At 62.0% G+C, this 17,556-nt stretch carries 16 protein-coding genes and 1 pseudogene; 6 read left to right on the top strand and 11 right to left on the bottom strand.

From position 1 onward, the window contains the following. Together FPZ47_RS28385 and FPZ47_RS14005 are read left to right on the top strand one after the other, a co-directional pair. Window positions 1-229: hypothetical protein (locus FPZ47_RS28385; RefSeq protein ID WP_168209449.1), on the top strand; the 229-nt coding region annotated here is incomplete at its 5' end. 134 nt (window positions 230-363) lie between these two features. Then, entirely contained in the window at window positions 364-942 is a 579-nt protein-coding gene (locus FPZ47_RS14005; RefSeq protein ID WP_144952188.1) for a response regulator transcription factor, read from the top strand. Here the strand turns inward: FPZ47_RS14005 and FPZ47_RS29480 are convergent. Together FPZ47_RS29480 and FPZ47_RS29475 are read right to left on the bottom strand one after the other, a co-directional pair. Then, window positions 914-1,576, bottom strand: a complete 663-nt coding sequence (locus FPZ47_RS29480; RefSeq protein ID WP_246133417.1) for a sensor histidine kinase — start codon at window positions 1,574-1,576, stop codon at window positions 914-916. The two genes, FPZ47_RS14005 and FPZ47_RS29480, sit on opposite strands and share 29 nt — an antisense overlap. 26 nt (window positions 1,577-1,602) lie before the next feature. Continuing rightward, window positions 1,603-1,971: a GAF domain-containing protein gene (locus tag FPZ47_RS29475; RefSeq protein WP_246133418.1), complete on the bottom strand. Its 369-nt coding sequence runs from the start codon at window positions 1,969-1,971 to the stop codon at window positions 1,603-1,605. A 683-nt stretch (window positions 1,972-2,654) separates the two neighbouring features. Between FPZ47_RS29475 and FPZ47_RS13995 the strand changes: the two genes are divergently transcribed. The 4 genes and pseudogenes from FPZ47_RS13995 to FPZ47_RS13980 all read left to right on the top strand — a co-directional run bounded on the left by FPZ47_RS13995 (window position 2,655) and on the right by FPZ47_RS13980 (window position 7,096). Next, window positions 2,655-3,155 carry a transposase gene (locus FPZ47_RS13995; protein ID WP_425461795.1) on the top strand — a complete coding sequence of 167 codons (501 nt, stop codon included), beginning with the start codon at window positions 2,655-2,657 and terminating at the stop codon, window positions 3,153-3,155. A gap of 230 nt (window positions 3,156-3,385) precedes the next feature. Continuing rightward, window positions 3,386-4,265 (top strand): annotated as a pseudogene (locus tag FPZ47_RS13990) (dioxygenase family protein). A 498-nt stretch (window positions 4,266-4,763) separates the two neighbouring features. Continuing rightward, window positions 4,764-5,558: an SDR family NAD(P)-dependent oxidoreductase gene (locus FPZ47_RS13985; RefSeq protein WP_144952140.1), complete on the top strand. Its 795-nt coding sequence runs from the start codon at window positions 4,764-4,766 to the stop codon at window positions 5,556-5,558. Window positions 5,559-5,848: 290 nt separating this feature from the next. Continuing rightward, window positions 5,849-7,096 carry a LuxR C-terminal-related transcriptional regulator gene (locus tag FPZ47_RS13980; RefSeq protein ID WP_144952142.1) on the top strand — a complete coding sequence of 416 codons (1,248 nt, stop codon included), beginning with the start codon at window positions 5,849-5,851 and terminating at the stop codon, window positions 7,094-7,096. Between the two features lie 210 nt (window positions 7,097-7,306). On the opposite strand, the gene FPZ47_RS13975 is transcribed toward FPZ47_RS13980, so the two are convergent. The 9 genes from FPZ47_RS13975 to FPZ47_RS13935 form a co-directional block, all read right to left on the bottom strand. Continuing rightward, a complete protein-coding gene (locus FPZ47_RS13975) occupies window positions 7,307-8,434 on the bottom strand; it encodes an ISAs1 family transposase (RefSeq protein ID WP_246133419.1) in 1,128 nt (375 codons plus the stop codon). A 184-nt stretch (window positions 8,435-8,618) separates the two neighbouring features. Then, window positions 8,619-9,482: an alpha/beta fold hydrolase gene (locus FPZ47_RS13970; RefSeq protein WP_144952144.1), complete on the bottom strand. Its 864-nt coding sequence runs from the start codon at window positions 9,480-9,482 to the stop codon at window positions 8,619-8,621. A 654-nt stretch (window positions 9,483-10,136) separates the two neighbouring features. Continuing rightward, window positions 10,137-10,541: an SCP2 sterol-binding domain-containing protein gene (locus FPZ47_RS13965; RefSeq protein ID WP_144952146.1), complete on the bottom strand. Its 405-nt coding sequence runs from the start codon at window positions 10,539-10,541 to the stop codon at window positions 10,137-10,139. 84 nt (window positions 10,542-10,625) lie between these two features. Next, window positions 10,626-10,889, bottom strand: coding sequence for a hypothetical protein (locus FPZ47_RS13960; protein WP_144952148.1), 264 nt, complete (start codon window positions 10,887-10,889; stop codon window positions 10,626-10,628). A 32-nt stretch (window positions 10,890-10,921) separates the two neighbouring features. Further along, window positions 10,922-11,491 (bottom strand): aromatic-ring-hydroxylating dioxygenase subunit beta, encoded by a 570-nt coding sequence (locus tag FPZ47_RS13955; RefSeq protein ID WP_168209448.1) that lies wholly within the window; start codon window positions 11,489-11,491, stop codon window positions 10,922-10,924. Between the two features lie 18 nt (window positions 11,492-11,509). Next, window positions 11,510-12,850 (bottom strand): aromatic ring-hydroxylating oxygenase subunit alpha, encoded by a 1,341-nt coding sequence (locus FPZ47_RS13950; RefSeq protein WP_144952151.1) that lies wholly within the window; start codon window positions 12,848-12,850, stop codon window positions 11,510-11,512. Between the two features lie 74 nt (window positions 12,851-12,924). Continuing rightward, entirely contained in the window at window positions 12,925-13,809 is an 885-nt protein-coding gene (locus tag FPZ47_RS13945) for a VOC family protein (protein WP_144952153.1), read from the bottom strand. Window positions 13,810-13,854: 45 nt separating this feature from the next. Beyond that, complete coding sequence (hcaB, locus tag FPZ47_RS13940; protein WP_425461796.1) at window positions 13,855-14,757, bottom strand: 3-(cis-5,6-dihydroxycyclohexa-1,3-dien-1-yl)propanoate dehydrogenase; 903 nt, start codon at window positions 14,755-14,757, stop codon at window positions 13,855-13,857. 142 nt (window positions 14,758-14,899) lie between these two features. Further along, a complete protein-coding gene (locus FPZ47_RS13935) occupies window positions 14,900-17,524 on the bottom strand; it encodes a LuxR family transcriptional regulator (RefSeq protein WP_144952194.1) in 2,625 nt (874 codons plus the stop codon). Between the last annotated feature and the right edge of the window lie 32 nt (window positions 17,525-17,556).

Genomic DNA, 17,556 nt, shown 5'->3' with positions numbered 1-17,556 from the left:
CCCCCATCAGCGCGCAGCCACCATCAACCAGATCACCGAAAACAAGATCATCACAAGCCGGCTGAAAAATCAGGGTCAGACCGATCGCGTCGGCCAGCATCCGCGGGATCACGTCGCCGGCGTGCCCGACCACATCGTCGCCGCGGACCTCAACTCGAACGTCTTTCGACCAATCCGTAGTATCCTGCATCTGATAGGTGCACTCCCGCCTTGGATACCGGAACCTTGAGAAGTCCTATTATCCTTGCGGCAGTGCACCTTTCGCGTCAACGACACCCGCAAACGCGGAATTGCATGAAAGATCGAGGCTCACTCGCGCGGTCCGCCGCCCGGGTTGAGCATCCGGGTGTGGTACGCGTGCTGGTGGTCGACGACCATCCGATCGTGCATCTGGGAGTGGACCGACTGGTTGAGGGCGCGCCGACCATTCAGATGTGCACCGGGGCGCGCACGGCGAAGGAGGGTGTCGCGATCGTCGCCGCCGAGCGGCCCACCGTGGTGCTACTGGATCTGCATCTGCCCGATATGGCGCTGCCGGACGCCGCCGCCGCGCTCCGAGGGGCGTGCCTGGGTGTGAAGCTCGTACTGTTCACCGGGGACAGCAAGCCGACGGTGGGTCAGATCGCGGGACTGGTCGGGATGGACGCGGTGGTGCATAAGGACAACGCATGCGCTGTGCTGATCACCGCGATCGAGGCGGTCGCCGCGGGACGGCGGTATTGCGACCCCGTGATCAGCACCGGGGATCCGCTGGCACTTTCCCGGCGCGAGTATCAGGTGCTGGAGCGGCTGGCGATGGGCGAGAGCAACGCCGAGATCGCGCAGCAGCTGCGCCTAGCGCCGAACACGGTGAAGTCCTACGTTCAATCGTTGTTGACCCACCTAGATGCCCGAAACCGGCTGGATGCGGTGATCAAGGCTCAACAGGCCGGAATGCTCTAGCGGCGGGAACCCACGCCCGTACCGTAGCTCCGCCCTCCTCGTTCGCTGTCCAGGACAACCGGCCACCCACCCGTTCGACCCGCTCGGCGACCGCGCGAAGACCCAACCCGCGCTGGTCCTTTGAGGCGATGTCGCCGGTCGTGCCGTCATCAGCCACGGCCAGGCCCACACCGTCCTCAGCCCGGTAGAGGCTGACCACCACAGAATGAGCGGCGGCGTGCTTTTCGACGTTGAGCAGGGCCTCGCGGGCGGTACGCCGCAACACGTCGGCCCTGGCCACATCCAGTAGCGGCAGGTCGCCCAACACCACCAGCTCCGCCACGACGCCGGCCCGCGCGGTGAAGTCGCTACAGTCACCCTGCAGGGCGACTGCGAGCGCCTTGTCCTCGGGTGGTTGGTGCAGCGACATGGTTTGTTCCCGCAGCTCTGAGGTTGCCCGTTCGGTAAGGGCCAGGGCATCGGTGAGCAATTCCAACCTGCGGCCAGGCTCCTCCGCCACCCGCGCCGACGTCAACGCTACCCGCAAACTGAACAGCGTCGCGCCGACAGAATCATGCAACCGGACCGCGAGGCGCTGACGGTCGCTGAACACGGCGACCTCTGCCATTTCGCGGGCGCTGTCGGCGACCTCCATGGCGACCGCGGTCTGTCGGGCCAGGCCTAGCAGGTCGGTCCGGTCGCGTAAAGCAGCCCGTAGAGTCGGTGGGCGCGCACGATCGGAGCGGCCATCACCGCCCGCAGCCCCTCCGCCCGAACTGCGTGGTCGAAGTCGTGGGTGATGGCCCGACTCATGCAGTAGTCCTCGACAGCCGCGGTCCGGCGCAATACCGCCGCCTGCCCGCCGAGACCTTCCTGCGGCCCGACGACCAGCCCGCTGATCTCCTCCGTGTGCCCGCCCACCACGGCCACCACCTCCATCGTGTCGTCCTCGGCGATCCGGTTCGCTGCGGCCGCGAGGTCCGCACCAAGCACGCGGTGGACGACATCCGCGCCGTGGCGGAGAGCGGCTGTTCTGTCGAGCAGCGACAACACCGCGTTGAAATCAGAGTCCGGACACAAGAAAGTGAACCCCCTCAGGGCGGCGGGTAGCGGACACAATTCTTTGGCGCCTCGGCGTCCGTTCACGCGCGGCAGGAGTCTAGCGAATATAAGCGTGTCGCCTTCAAAGGGTACATCTCCACAGGGCCATCAACAGAAGCGTGTGGTCGCGGCCAAACTAGTACCACAAAGAGATCTGGAAGTGGGATGCCTTGCCGAGAACGGGCCGGGCGGATTCGAACAAGTTCCGCATTCGAGGAGCCGCAGCCCGAATTTCCTTCGGCGATCGCCGACCCACTTCGTCTTCACACGCCCGGAGGAACGGACGCCGCCACGTTCCAAAGCCGCTGTCACACCGAGGTCGGGACGGGGGTCAGGGTCTCGGCAAAGTCGTATTTCACCAGCTCAGCAGTAGTTTGACGGGTTGGAGATGGTTGCACGCGTGGTGTCGGAGCGCAGCGGCGATGTTGGTATGGCCGTTGAGCCGCAGGATGCTGATCGCTGTGTTCCTGAGGGTCGCCATGACCTGGGGTCGGCCAAGCGCCACGAGTGATGGCCACCTGCCGCAACCTCGCGATCAGCATCCTGCGCATCAACAGGTGGCACAACATCGCAGCCGGCCTCCGCCACCACGCCAGACACCCAGATAACGCCCTCGCACTGGTGCTGACCTCATGAAACGCGACTATTCCGGGACCCTGGGTGCGGATCGAGCACAAATAGATGCCGTCATCGATCGAGTAGGCGCGCCCGCCGACGGCACCGTCATTTCCCAACTCCACCCCCGCCATCGGGCAGTCGAATTCAAAAAATTCCTGGTCGCGATCGACAAGGCCGTACCCGCAGAGTTCGACGTACACCTGGTCTGCGACAACCTGTCGACCCACAAGACACCCGCGGTCGACCACTGGCTGGACCAACACCGGCGTTTCCACATGCATTTCACCCCGATTGGCTCCTCCTGGCTCAACCAGGTGGAACGCTGGTTCGGGTTCCTCACCGACCAACTCCTGCGACGTGGCGTCCACAAAAGCGTTGCGGCACTGGAGAAGGACATCAAAAATTGGATCAAGAGCTGGAACTGCGACCCGAAACCGTTCGTGTGGAAGAAGACCGCCGAAGAGATCCTCGACTCACTCGCCAAATATATTCAATTTTCCGGCGGCGGACACTAAAGGCCGGGTATAGCACCGCGGACGCGCCCGGATCGACTGCCGAAATCGACGTCCTGCCAGGCTCGCGGGACAAACATGGCGTGCCGCGGGCGTCACGCGATTACGGGTTCGACGAATGCGACATCGGGGAGGCAGTGGACTGCGGACCGTGGGAGTGCGCCGATGCGTTGACTGTCGCCGACGACATCACGAAAGACACGAAGGACAAGCCAGGCAGCACCGTCGCGCAAATCTCCCCTGAGCAGCAAGCCGTGGAGACGACGTCGTGGCCCGCATCGTCAATTCATTTGCTGCTACTGCCGACCCACGGCTGCGCCAACTGATGCAAGCATTGGCCCGTCATCTGCACGCCTTCATCCGCGACGTCCGCCTCACCGAGCCGGAGTGGAATACGGCGATCGAGTTTCTTACCGCAGTCGGGCACATCACCGACGATAAACGCCAGGAGTTCATCCTGCTCTCGGATGTCCTCGGCTTCTCCCTGCAAACGATCGCGGTCAACAACGAGATCCGCCAGGGCGCCACCGAGGCGACGGTGTCCGGCCCGTTTTTCGTCGATAACTCCCCACAGATTGCGCTCGGCGGCGACCTGGGCGGCGGCGCTCCCGGCGAGCCGTGCTGGGTCGAGGGCACCGTCCTTGACACCGACGGCGAGCCGGTCGGCGGCGCGCGGATTGAGGTGTGGGAAGCCGACGCCAGCGGGTTCTACGACGTACAATACCCAGACGGTCGGGTCGCCGCCCGAGCCCACCTATTTACCGACTCCAACGGCAGCTTTGCTTCTGGGGCCTCACGCCGACCCCGTACACGATTCCGCACGACGGCCCGGTCGGCAAGCTGCTCGAAGCCGCCGGCCGGTCTCCGATGCGCCCGGCGCACCTGCATTTCATGGTCACCGCCGAAGGCCTGCGCACCCTGATCACGCACGTGTTCGTGGCCGGAGACCCCCAACTTGAGGTTGGTGATACGGTCTTCGGCGTCAAAGACTCACTGATCAAGGCGTTCACCCGGCAGCGGCCCGGCACACCTACCCCCGACGGCCGGGATCTGGGCGATCGACAGTGGTCGCGGGTTCGCTTCGACATCGTCTTGGCCCCGTCGACGGCCTGACCCTGCACCGCGGGCGTCAGCCATGCAACCTCTGCGTCGAGGTCGGCCGTTTCGTCGGACACGGCAATCCGATGAACGCCATCGGGGACAACGCTATACCCAAGCTTGGCGGCGATTGGGGTTGTTCGAGCTCGGTTATCCTGCGCCGGGCTCGCCGCTGCTTGTCAGACGGGTGGCGGACATGCTGGCACCGGCCCTGATCGATCTCGTATCTTGTCTGCGCCCACTACGCGACGGCGGGATCCATATCGCGGCTCTGGCAATCTGGTGCATGATCTGCGCGACTACGCGTGGGACCGGTGCCCCGTCACCCCGTTAGAATGGGCCGTTCGCTTCGATGCCTGGTTGCAGCAGGCGGTCATGGCACGCCGACGTGCACGGACGTACCGGTGCAAAGCCGGCTGTTCCGGAGCCCGGAATGTGCCCGCCAAGGCCAGGTGTTCTCGGGAAGGATTCCACCGGGGGCCTATACATAGGTTGGTCGCCCGGAGGAGAAGCATGCGTATCGAATTGTCTGGCCGACGTTCGCTGGTGAGTGGATCAACCGCTGGGATTGGCTACGCGATTGCACGGGGCCTCGCTGGGGCGGGCGCAAGGGTTGTCATCAACGGCCGGACGGGCAGACGCGTCGATGAGGCGGTGGCGCGACTACGTGACGAGGTCCCCGGCGCCGACATAGCGGGTGTGGCGGCCGACGTCGGTACGCGCGCGGGGATCGCCGAGTTGCTCGAACAAGAGCCCGACGTCGACGTGCTCGTTGCTAACGCCGGGATTTTTGAGCCGAAGCCATTCGCCGAGATCACCGACGACGATTGGCAGCGCTTTTTCGATGTGAACGTCATGGGGGCGGTTCGGCTGGCCCGCCATTACGTGCCACGAATGGCAGCGCGCGGGTGGGGGCGCGCTGTGTTCATTAGTAGCGAGTCGGCGCTGCATATACCTGCGGAGATGGTCCATTACGGGGTGACGAAGACCGCGTTGCTCGCTGTTGCCCGCGGCTTAGCCGAGTCCTATCCGGCGAGCGGGGTGACGGTGAATTCCGTGCTCCCCGGGCCGACGCGATCTGAAGGTGTCGCCACCTTCCTCAAAGAATTAGCTGGTCGCTCGGGTCAGACTTCCGAGGACGCTGAGAGGGAGTTCCTTGCGACCGAGCGACCGACCTCGCTGCTGGGCAGATTCGCGACCACGGACGAGGTGGCGAACCTGGTGGTCTACGTGTGCTCGCCCCAGGCCGCGGCAACCACGGGTGCGGCCCTGCGGGTGGATGGCGGCGTCGTGCGGGCGATTCCTTAAAGCATATCGAACGATCAACGACGGTCGACTCGCTGAGTCGTTAGCATGGGACGTAGCCGTGGTGCCTGAGATAATAGTGAGCGCTTGGGAGGCTTGCGCAATTCGTTTGTAGGCATCCTCGTGCGGGTTGGACCGATAAATGCCGAGGCCAGGCCGCGTAGCAACCTTTCCGGGTCCTTTCCGGGCCCCTTACATCCCGGCAGTTCAGAGTCGCAAACACACATCAGCCACCCACGCTGCGAGTAGGATGATGTTCGACGCTGGCTATTAGTTCGCATGAGGGGTAACGGTTGGAGACCTTTGCGGGGCGACGGATAGAAGCCTGGCGGGCGCAGGACTTCGGCGATCATTGGGAACGGCTGGACACCTCACCGCGGTATCTACGCGAGGTTCGCGAAGTCTTGAGTGCCGCCCAGGGAATCCTCACCTCGGATATTGAATACCTGTTCGATACTTGTATTGACTTCGTCACTGCCAAGGCTGCATTATCAACCGTCTCGCAGCTAACCTACCAAGCGCTTCGCGGCAACCAATCGTCGGCCGAGACGCTAGTCGAAACCGGAGACCTGCTCGATCTGTTCGACCGAGTGCGAGCGGCGGAGGGCCGGCTCCCGGATCCGCACCTGGGGCGCCGCGAGACGGCATTTGAGACAGCGCAGCGCGCGTTGGTGCGTCTCGGAGATGCGAAGTCAGTCCGAGCGCTCATCGATCGGGTACTCCCCACGGCGTGCGAGCTCGGTTTCGACCGCGCCATACTCTCCAAAGTTCACGGTGGATTCTGGGCGACCCAGGCCATGTGCATACCCGAGGATTCGCAATGGGCATCAGAAATCGTCCGTGTGGGACAACAGCCCGCCCAGCCACTGGCTTTGGGGCTTTATGAATATGAGATAGTTAGACGGCAGATTCCCATGATCGTTTCCGAGGTACAAACGTCTGAACATGTGCATCGGAGAATCGCTGAGGCATCACTCGCGCGATCATACGTTGCTGTCCCAATCATGCCGCACGGTCAGGTAATTGGTTTACTGCACGGAGATTGCTATTTCCAGCGGCGCCACGTTGACGAATTTGACAGAGACGTTCTGGCTATTTTTGCAATGGGCTTCGGATACCTTTTGCTGCGCAATAGATTATGTGATCAGATTCAAACATTAAAGGTGGATCTCTCCAGAATAGGTAGCAACGCTTGGTCCGACTCGGGTGAAGCTTTGGGATCCGATTCACTACTTCCCAGCAGCGCAGAAAAGACGAGCCGCGAGCCCACTGCACGCCCGTTCCGGCATCAGGACGGGAGGAGCGAGTATTCGGCAGAGGTAAGCCGCTATATGCTGACGCGGCGTGAACTAGAAGTCCTCAAGCTTATAGCGGCGGGCGAGACTAATGCGCAAATTGCCAACCGGCTTATCATTTCAGAAGGAACCGTGAAATCCCACGTCAAACGAGTCCTACGTAAGTTGGGTGCGGCCAACCGAACCGAGGCCGTATCGATATTTTTGAAGCGTTCTGCTGATGTACTTCCGACGAATTCTTGGTGACGTTTTCACTAAGAGCTTGTGATTAATTAACATCGTTTTTGGGGATGTGGGCGTTACGGTTGTGCTATGGCGGATTTGGTCGAGTCGGTGGCGCGGCGGTATGAGGTGATGCGGCCTCATTTGTCTGAGTTCCAGCGACGATTGTGGCTGGGTGCTGAAGCCGCGGAGTTGGGGTCGGGGGGTGTGGCAGGGTCCCGGAATAGTCGCGTTTCATGAGGTCAGAACCAGTGTGAGGGCGTGATCGGGGTGTCTGGCGTGGTGGCGTAGTCCGGCGGCGATGTTGTCCCACCCGGCGATGCGCAGGATGCTGATCGCGAGGTTGCGGCAGGTGGCCATCACTCGTGGCGCCTGGCCGGTGCGTACCTGCGATCTGTCCTCATCGAAGGTGACGTCTCGCACCCAGTGGAGGCGGTTTTGTATGCCCCAGTGGTTTTGGACCCAGGCGGCGAGTCGCTGCGGCGGCGCGTCGGTGTGGCTGGCGGAGGTGATCAGGCAGACGACCTCGACGGTTTTGGTTGCTTTGTCGGTGAGGGTGCGGCGAAGGTGGGCGACCTGGGCCGCGCCGGGGAAGTCGATCCAGTCGGGGACATCGGCGACCTTGATCGTGCGGGTGACCCGCCGGCCACGCTCAGCGGTCCTGGCCGTGTGCGCGGGCATGTCCTTCCATGGCAGCTTCTTCAACTTCTGATGCAGGCCAGGCATGTTCGCCTTCACCGTGAACACGTAGTCCCCACCAGCGCCGGTGATCGCGGTGGCGGTGTCGGTCTGGGTGTGCATCGCATCGAGGGTCACCACCGCCCCGTCCAGATCGAACTGTCCCAACAGTGTTCGCACGGCAGGTATTTCGTTGCTCTTCGCATCGATGCCCACCTGCCCGAGCACCGCACCGGCACCATGGTCGAACGCGGCGACCAGGTGCGGCGCCTTACCGTCGGGGCGGGTGCGCGCACCTCGCACGGTCTTGCCATCCAACGCGATCACCCGGCGCTGCTCGACGGTGAAGGTTCGCGTCCACATCCATGTGCCCAACGCTCGATCGAGGGCGTCGGCATCGAGGCGGGCGAACAGCTTCCTCAACGTCGACTCGTCCGGGACGCTACCGCTGGTGAGTCCAAAGCAGGCCAGCTTGTCGGCTGCGGTCTCCGCGGCCCATTGACCGATCGCCGCGAACGAACGGCACCCGGCCACGGTGGCGGTGACCGCCAGTGCCAGCATCCCGGCCAACGAGTAGCGCACCCCGCGCCGGTCGCGTGGATCGGGCACTGTCTGCAGGGCTGCCAACAGCCGTTCGTGGCGCGTCGTGTTCGTCTCGGCAGGCAATGTCGGGGAAGATGGCACGCGGGTGTGACCTCGGGTTCGGGTGGTTGGCTTGGTAACCCCATCCAAACCCGTTGGTCACACCCGTCACAGCCGCCACGCCGGTCACACGACGATAACTCCCGAGGTCACAGGCCCGCGCACCAACCTTTCCGGGACCCTGCCGGAGAGGGGAACCGTCTACCCCAGATCTACGGCTGAAATATTAGTGGTTTAGGAAATCCAGAGCTATCCGGTTGAATTCGTCCTTACGTTCGAGTTGAGCCCAGTGGCCCGTCCGCCCGAAAACGTGTAGATCCGCGTTGGGCATACGCTTGAGCGCGAAAATCGCCCCTTCCAGCGGCAGAACTCGATCATCCCTGCCCCAGATCAGCAGGCACGGCTGGTTCACGTTGTCGAGCAGACGCCACAGCTGCGCATCCGGGGAGGTTGCCACCGAACGAAGGGTTTGCAGGACCGCCTCGCGAGCTCCCTGGCTGACCGCCGACTCCCAGCGTTCCCTGATTGTCTCCGGAGACAGCAGGTCGGGATTGAAGATCATCGTTCGTAAGAGGTTATCCATACGCTGTTCGTCTGGTTCGGCGACGGCATAAAAGCCAGCCATCGCCTTAACTCCCTCACTGGGATCGGGCGAGAAGATGGTGGTTGATCCGCCCGCCGGACCCATGAGTATCAGTTTGTTTACTCGCTCCGGAAAGTCCAGAGCGAGCCGGAGCGAAGTTCCGCCACCAAGCGAGTTCCCAATCAGATGCGTACGCTCAATACCGAGCATATCGAGCAGACCAATTAAGGCACCCGCCGTGTACTTCCAATAGTCGCCAGTAATCGTCGGCCTGTCCGAGCCGCCATATCCGGGTTGATCGATCACCAACACCCGGTAATGAGCGGCCAGGCTCTCGACGTTCTGGGAGAAGTTGCTCCATCCGGACGCACCCGGACCGCCCCCATGTAGCAGCAGCACAGCTTCTCCCTGGCCGGCTTCATGCACCTGCAGATGCAGGCCGCCACCGACGTTGACCCGACTCGTTGTCACCGAACCATCCGTGACTGAGATAGTTTTCAAGTCCATATTCAACCCTTTCCATCGCCATAAATAAATTTTCCCGAATAGCATTCACCGTGCAGCGACAGCCGCCCGCAGGTCACGCTTCGGCCACCCAATTAGCTTTTTGCATTTGTCAGTACAACTCGAACAGGCTGCCGTGCCAGCCACGCTTACATATCATCGTCGGATTGCCACCCATCCGAAGTCCGCGCTTCAGACCTGACGATTACCACGGCATTACAAGCACGGCCACCGGTCCGGCGGGAGTGTCCACTTTATGACCGCTCCGGGCGTCAGCGCTGCCAGCCACCCCACTCGACGACCGGTGCATCCCGAGCAAGCGATACCAGGGTCTACTGACGTTTCCGTGGGTTCCTTGACCTGGGCATTTGGCGCGTATGGCTTGTTTCGTCTGGGCCGCGGCGTTGCCGCGGGCAGGTCCCTGACCTGCCCATAAGCCTGCCAGCGGGCGCATAGAGACTCGCGGGTCAAGGGGTGGCCGACAGGCCATCGCAAAGCGACGCGAAGCGCCCTTGACGCGCGAGGGATGCGCCCGTAGGCGGCGCGGCCCAGGCTCCCTTCGCCGCAACAGAACCCCAGGTAGACGCACCGGTACCTACCCTAATTTCACCCACGGAAGCGTCACAAGAGCCCGATACCACCTCCGTTCACGGGCCGTCAGCTGTCCCAATCCGTCGGAACGTCCGCGAACTGGTGCAGCGCCGCCTCAAGGCCGCTGAAGTGTTTCAGCGCTTTCGCGAGGCTGCCTTTGAACTTGATCGGACCCATGACCGCGCGGCGCACGCCCATCTCCTTTCTCGCCACCTTTGCCCATGTCTCGCTAGGGGCAGCCAAAGCGAAGTCGGGTTCGCGTCCGTCTTCGCGTACCAATCCCGCGTAATCTGCATGGCCGTCGAGATCGATGTGGATCTGGACGGGTGGCCGTTCACGATCGACAGCCTCCATTTGCACCAGGATATCCATACCCTTGGTGCCTTGAATAGCTTTGTCGTTGGTATTCCATACTTCGCGGTAATTCTGAATCCATTCAAGCGATAGCAGTGGGTGTTCTTGCTCCGACATCGTCTGTCCTCCCGTGGGATGTGAAATTTATTTCGTGGAAAATCTGTCTTTGCGATTTTACAGCGTCTAGTCGCTAATCATCCATTAGTCGAGTACCGCTCGTTGACGGCGGATTGCTGCGAAATCGTCGAGCGCCTTGCTGTCACGCGCGGAGTCTGCGAGCAGATCGAAGATCGTCGAATCAGCATGACACAACAGGTCGAACGCGACCGGGTCGAGAAATATCTCCCGAGAATCTCTGTTTGTCGTGACACGCACCCGTGGGCCATTTCCATTTTTGTCGAGTGTCAAGCGAATCGAAGCGTATTCGTTCGCCAGCGTGATGGAATGTTCGTCGGTTTCCGGCATATGACAACTTACCTCTACTCCTGCTGACGTATCTAGAACATGACGCTGATATTGTCTGTCATGAAGGATGAATGATCCAACAAAATCTTTCGCTCACGGATTCGCCAGCGGTCGTCGGCGAGCCGATCAAGTCGATCATGCCGACATCCGACGAACAGATGTTCCACCGATTCCAACCGGGAGCGGAACGTGATGAAATTCGATGTCGCACATACCTGTTCCGGGCTGACCCAAGTGACCTGAACATTGGAGATCAAATGCCTCGTCCGAGATGGCGGGATCTCGGCCCAGGCGCTCTTGACCTGAAAACTCTCGACGCGTAGCTCCAACGAACCGTAGTCGTCGTCGAACAGGCACAGGCCGCCGTCGTCAACTTCGTCGGGTGCACCTTCTCGCGTGAGCCGCACGGGTGCCCAATAATGGACTTCCTTCGAGAATAACTCGATCCAATCATTGTAACGGTGCTCGTCCAGCAACGAAGCTTCATAGAAGTAAAATTGCTCGACCGACCATTGCAAAAGGGCACGTTCCAGTGCCGTGTTGGTTTCAACTGTAATCAACGGACCCACCCTCTTCTCGGGTTCCTGACGCGCCGACGGCACGTCGATATCGGTATTTCCTTAATCGTTGTCCCCTGAGCCAGACGCTGCATGCGACCCGGTCATGAAGTCGAGCCAGATTTGCAACCAACGCCGTTGGTTGACTTCCGACCAGATACCGCCTCCAGTACCTGGGGCCCGTTCGTCGCCGACGATTTCCGCGGCGGTTCGTTCCTGGCCCAGGCCGAGCATCATATTGCTCTCGAGATGTCTGCCGATGTAACCGGCTGCACCGTTTTGGCACTCACGAAAATTCTCGCCGTCGTCTTGTTCGAGCAGACCCGACGGACCAAAAGTGAGGATATATTGGCGCCGCAGCGCATCCTTGACGTCTGGCGGCAGGCTTTTATCGACGACGCACCATTGATAGGTCGTCGTGCGACCGGGCCCCTCGGGGTGATGGACCCGCACTAACCGCAGCATCTCGATATCGAGGAAAGCAAAGTTGGGGAATATGACGCCATGCCCGCCGGGCACCAACCTGGTCATTGGGTCGCCGAATTTTTCGGCGATTCTCGCACGCTGTTCTGCTAGGAATTCGGTATAGGGGTTCGGCATCGCCCAATAGGAATGCAGTGGCTCCTCGCCACCGTTGTCCATGCTTGCCGGCTGCGAGAACTGGTGTCCGAAAAAGCCCATATCGGCGGAAAGTTCGAAGCCCTCGTCTGTCAGAGGGTTCATGAGCCCGATTTCGGCTGGTCGTGCGTGGGAATACGCTACATGGTACATATCGGTCGCGAAATTCTCGGTCGGAATTTTCCAGTTCGTATCAATCGTCCACTTGTGTACGCCGCCGATGAATTCTACGCCATCGGTATCGCGGTCGAAAACCAGGTCGAAATATAGTTTGAAATCACCGATCCAATCCGCGAGCGGCACGGCTTCGAGATCCCAATTACCGAATACAAAGCCACGATATTCCTCGACACGCGGGACCTCGCGTAGTCCCAAGTCTTTTTTGTCGAACACTCCGGCATAGCCCAGGCGATATTTCGGCACACCCTGCAGATTACCGGTGTTCGAATATGTCCAGGCGTGGTACGGGCAACGAAAAAAACTCGTGTTGCCTTCGTCGGATCGGCACACCCGCATACCACGATGACGGCAGGAGTTGAGCAACGCTCGAATTTTGCCGTCCCGTCCGCGTACCACGATCACGGGATCTTCACCCATCTTCGTGGTGAGGAAATCACCGGGCTGGCTGAGCTGGCTGGTGTGCCCGAGAAATAGCCATGATTTGGGAAAAATTCGTTCGAGTTCCAGCTCGTAGATCTCGGGCGAAACGTAGATCAGGCGTGAGGCCAGCCCTTTTTCAGGGCGGACAATTTCGGGTAGATAAGCCGGTGTTATCGGTGCGGCCATCTGTGACTCCTTTGGTCCTTGTTGCTCGGCGCGGAAACGTACGGTTGCGCTGTCGGCAGCGTAATCCGGGTTAGTTAGTCCGTCGGCTCAACCGCGCCGGGCGGAAGATCTGCCATCTGGTGCCCCCATACGCTGGCGCGGTTGAACTTGGCCACCGACCACGACTGATCATCGACCTCGATGGCGCCCCAGCCGTATTCGATGTCGAAACCAGAGGGTGACCGAACGTAGAACGACACCATCTGGTCGTTGGTATGCCGGCCGAGCGTCATGGAAATCGGTAGCCCCTGCTGCTTGCACAGGTCGTAGGCAATGCCGACGTCGTCGAGTTCGTTCAGTTGCACCATGATGTGGTGCAGCCCACGCATGCCGGGCATGGTGGCCAAGGCCAACGAGTGATGACGCGGATTGCAGTGATAAAAGTTCAGGTTCAGGAACGTATGGATCTCGTCGCTTTTGTGAAAGCCCAGGACGTTGAGGTAGAAAGCTTCAACGCTCGCCAGTTCCGGTATGAACAGCACTGCGTGGCCCAGACCCTGCGGCCCGGTGACGAATCCCGACAGCGGACGACCCGGTTGAAACGACTTCGGCTCGACCTCCAGGCCATAGAACAATTCGTGGTCTATACCGGCCGGATCGGTAACCCGTGCCAGGCCGAGGACGGCCCGGTTCGCGCAGTCCTCTTCAGTGCCCTCGGTGCACGTGAAGCCAACGCGTTCGGCGGTTGCCGTGATGCGATCGAGGGCTTCGCGGGAACCGGTGTCCCACCCCAAGTAGCGCAGCCGGTTCCGCGGTCCCTCGTGGATAGTGATGCGGTGGCTGTGGTCGTCCATTCGCAGTGCTACGGTCCCCTCGCCCACCTGCTCGGCTGCCATGCCCAAGATGTCCGGGCCAAAGGTGAGCCACTCTTTGGCATCTGGCGATTCGGCTGCCAGATAGCCAAGTGCACGTACAGTCATAAAAGCTCCTTCTTACTTTTGGTACTTCAGATCGGGTCGGAATCGCTACTTCGGTAGGGCGGCCCCGTCGGCTATCTGTATCTGGGTGAAGCCGCGCACACCGGTTCCGCCGTCGCTGTTGAGCACGACACCTGTCATTGCGCGAGAGTTCTCGGTAGAGGCAAGCAAGACATATGCGGCAGCGTGGTCGGCCGGATCCTGGAACAGTCCCAGTGGATTGCTTGCTCGGATCAAATTCTCAATGTTGGGCACCCCGACGAGGGTGGTATCAGCTTGTTTAAGGTTGCGCAGACCGCGCAACTCGGTGACGGTCCCACCAGGAGCGACTGCATTGACCCGGATACGCGGCGCCAATTCATAGGCAAGTTGTCTCACTAGGCCGATGACCGCGTGTTTGGAGGCTGTATACAGCGGTCCCCCGGCTGCCGGATAGAAAGCCGCGGTTGACGCGGTGAAAATGATGCTGGCAGCGTCGCTTCGCAGAAGCTGCGGTAACGCCGCCTTCGCGCCGAGCAAATATCCCTTGACGTTGACGCTGAAAAGTTCGTCGAAACAGCTATCGAGCTGTTCGGCGGAGAGTTCAGCCAACGACGCAAAATAGTCGAATACTCCTGCGTTGCCGACGAAGACATCGAGCCCACCGAAAGCCTCGACGATCTTCGCCACGGCGCCTTCGTTGTCGGCGACGGACGTGACATCACCTTCGAAGGCAATGACGCCGTCGAGATCTTTTTCCAGTTGACGCAGGCGATCCGGCGCGCGGTCGACGACGCCTACCCGCGCACCCTCTTCGAGGAATCTCGTAACGACAGCACGGCCGATTCCTGAAGCCCCACCGGTAACAAGGGCAACCCGTCCGTCGAGCCAGCCCACTATTGCGACCGCTTTCCTGCAAATCGAATCGAACAGGCAGTAAACCCCACGCGCACCTCGCATATCGGCGATCAATCACCAGAGCAGGGGGCCTGCCGCCCGCCTGTGTGGGGTATCACAACACGGTCGCTATGTGTTCGTCGAGACTTTGACTCGAAGGAGGGATGAAAATACCTCGAACGGATGATTGCGATGAATGATTACTGGATGTGCATGATCAGCGCCGTAATGCGGCGAGCTCGGTACGTGAGCGCACACCGAGCTTGGCGTAGATCCGGGTCAGATGGTATTGCACCGTCTTCGGCGACACATACAGCTCGTCCGCCACTTCTCGGTTGGATAGACCCCGTGCGACGAGTGAAGTCACCGCATCCTCCTGAGGGGTCAGCCCGACTCGGGCCCGCGGGCCCCGGGGCTGATGCACACCCGAAGCCTTCAGTTCACGCTCGCAGCGCTGAACGAATGTTTGCGCCCCTAAAGACAGATACAGTTCGCGGGCGGTGCTGATCACCACGTCGGCTTCACGGCGCTTGCCGGCCCGCCGCAGCATCTGGCCGTAGCCGAAATTGACCCGCGCCAGGTCGTAGCGCAGCGGCAGCCCGTCGAGCAGCGCGAGCGCCTCGTCGAAAGCCTCCCGTGCCGCCGGCAGGTCCGACCGCGCGCCGAGCAGTCGGCCGCGGGCGGCGCGCAGGCGTGCGGTTGCGGAGCGGTGGCCGCAGGCCAACTCCTCGTGGCGGCGCAAGAACGTGTCGGCGGTGTCGAGTTGACCGTCGACGACCAAGGCGATAGCCAATACGTCGGCCCAGGGCCACAGGCCCGGCTCGTGCAGCGCGGTACCCGACGTCAGCCGGGTGAGCGGGTTCAACACTCCGCGCACTTTGGCGTAGTCTGCCTCGGCTTCGGCGATGTGTCCCCGCGCCACAAGCATCGGTAGCTGCATCAGTTGGTAATCCTGGGTGACCGTGTCGGCGGCGCGTATAGCGGCGGCGGCTTGCGCCCAGTCGCCGCGCAGCGCATGCACCTGGGCGGCAGTCCAGGCCAGCAGCGGCGTGGCCAGCACGATGCCGGTGGAGGCGGCCAGGGCGTGGCCTTCCTCGACGGTGTGTAGCGCCCGATCCCAGTCCCCGGTGAGAAACTGGACCCGGGCCAGCCAGCCCAACGACCACAACGTGATCCGGGCCGAACCGCCCAGCGCGGCCATGGCAACGGCTCCCTCCAAACTGCTTCGGGCTCCGTCGATATCGTCCTGGCTCAGCAGCAGCCAACCTCGGCCCATCGTGACCCGCTGGGCTTGGGCGCCGTGGCGTATTCGGCGGGATAAATCGTCGTAGGCAGCGGCCGCTTGGCGGTGCTGCCCGCAGGCCGACAGCCCGAGTCCCCGGATCGCCGCCGCTTCAAGTGCAGCCGGGGAGTCGTCGGCGGCAAGCGCGACAGCCCGGTCGGCCCATTCCACCAATTCTTCACCGCGACAACGGGCCAGCGAGTCCAGCACCAACCGCTGGGCGATCAGCGCTGCCGTTTCCGGTTCACGGTCGGCGTCGACGATGTCCCACGCTGCATGCAGCCGAACGTCCGCTTCGGCGGCGCGGCCCCGTACGATCGCCAGGTAGGCCAGCACGGCGTTGCGCAGCGGTGTTTCGCGCAGACTCTCGATGGCGGGCAACAGCGCGGCCGCGCCAATACAGTCGCCAGCAGCGACCAGCGCGTCGACCGACCTGGTCAGCCGTTCGTTGCGCGACAGCAGATCCGGGCTGAGCCGGCTGGCGTCGCGAAACAGGCGTGCGGCCTCAGCCCAGGCTCCCTGTGTGCTGCGTTCCCGGGCCAGCCGCTCGACCTCGTCGGCAAGACCGGCGTCGGGCAGTGCAGTGGCCGCGACCTGGTGTCGAAGCCGGCGCACTGGGTCATCGACGGTTTCGACGGCGCGCCGGTGCGCGTTACTGGCCGCACGCACACCCATCAGGTCAATTACGGCGGCACTGGTCAACGGATTGCGCAGCCGCGGTTGGTATTCCGGGGCCGCCGCTAACAGACCCGCCGCGGTGGCTTCGTCGATCGCAGCTAGCGGATCATCCAGGCCCGCTAAACGCATTGCGGCGTCGAGTGATTCGTCATTCCCCAGGATGGCCAGCGATTCGACGAGCGCCCGGCCAGACGGTCCACACCGGTCGAGTTGGTCGCGCACGTCAGCGACGACATGTGCCGGTGCGGGCAATCGAGAGTCTGGCTGCGACCACACCGACGCCGGCAGTTCGTCCAACAGTGCGAGTGCGTCACGCGGGCTACCGTCGACGTGTCGAGTAAGAATGTCGGCCATCGCCGGATGCAGTAACCGGCCGCGCAGTGCCGCTAGTTCGGCCACCGCAGCCGGGGCAAGCCCGCCAAGGTGCACCGTGTCAGAGACATCATGGGTTGTGGGCCAATCACGTTCGGAACACGAAAACACCACCAGCAAGGGTAGATCGCGGTTACGTCGCACCGCCGTCATCAGCGCTTGTATGGAGGCAATATCGGCGTGTTCCGCGTCATCGACCACGACGAGAACGGGTGTCGAGGTGATCCGGTTTACCACGACGGCGGCCGCGTCGACGGGGTCGGCCGGCGCATCTTCTTGTAGCAGCTGACGCAGCACGGCAGCGGGCACCGCGGATTCCCACGCCGCGGCGTGCGACCACCACACCGGGCCAGGATGTTGCTCGGCTAATCGGCGTAGTAGAACGCTTTTCCCCATACCGGGCTCTCCGGCAACCGCGACAAGGTGTGCACCCGTCTCGGCGGTAGCGTGGCTGCGACGGGCCAGCTCCGCCAGTTCCCGGTCACGTCCGACGCAGGCTGTCGCCACAATACGCACACACTCATGCTAGCTGCGAGACGGTG

It is taken from the genome of Mycobacterium helveticum (assembly GCF_007714205.1).
Lineage (GTDB): Bacteria > Actinomycetota > Actinomycetes > Mycobacteriales > Mycobacteriaceae > Mycobacterium > Mycobacterium helveticum.
This window is presented reverse-complemented; position numbering and strand designations above follow the sequence as displayed.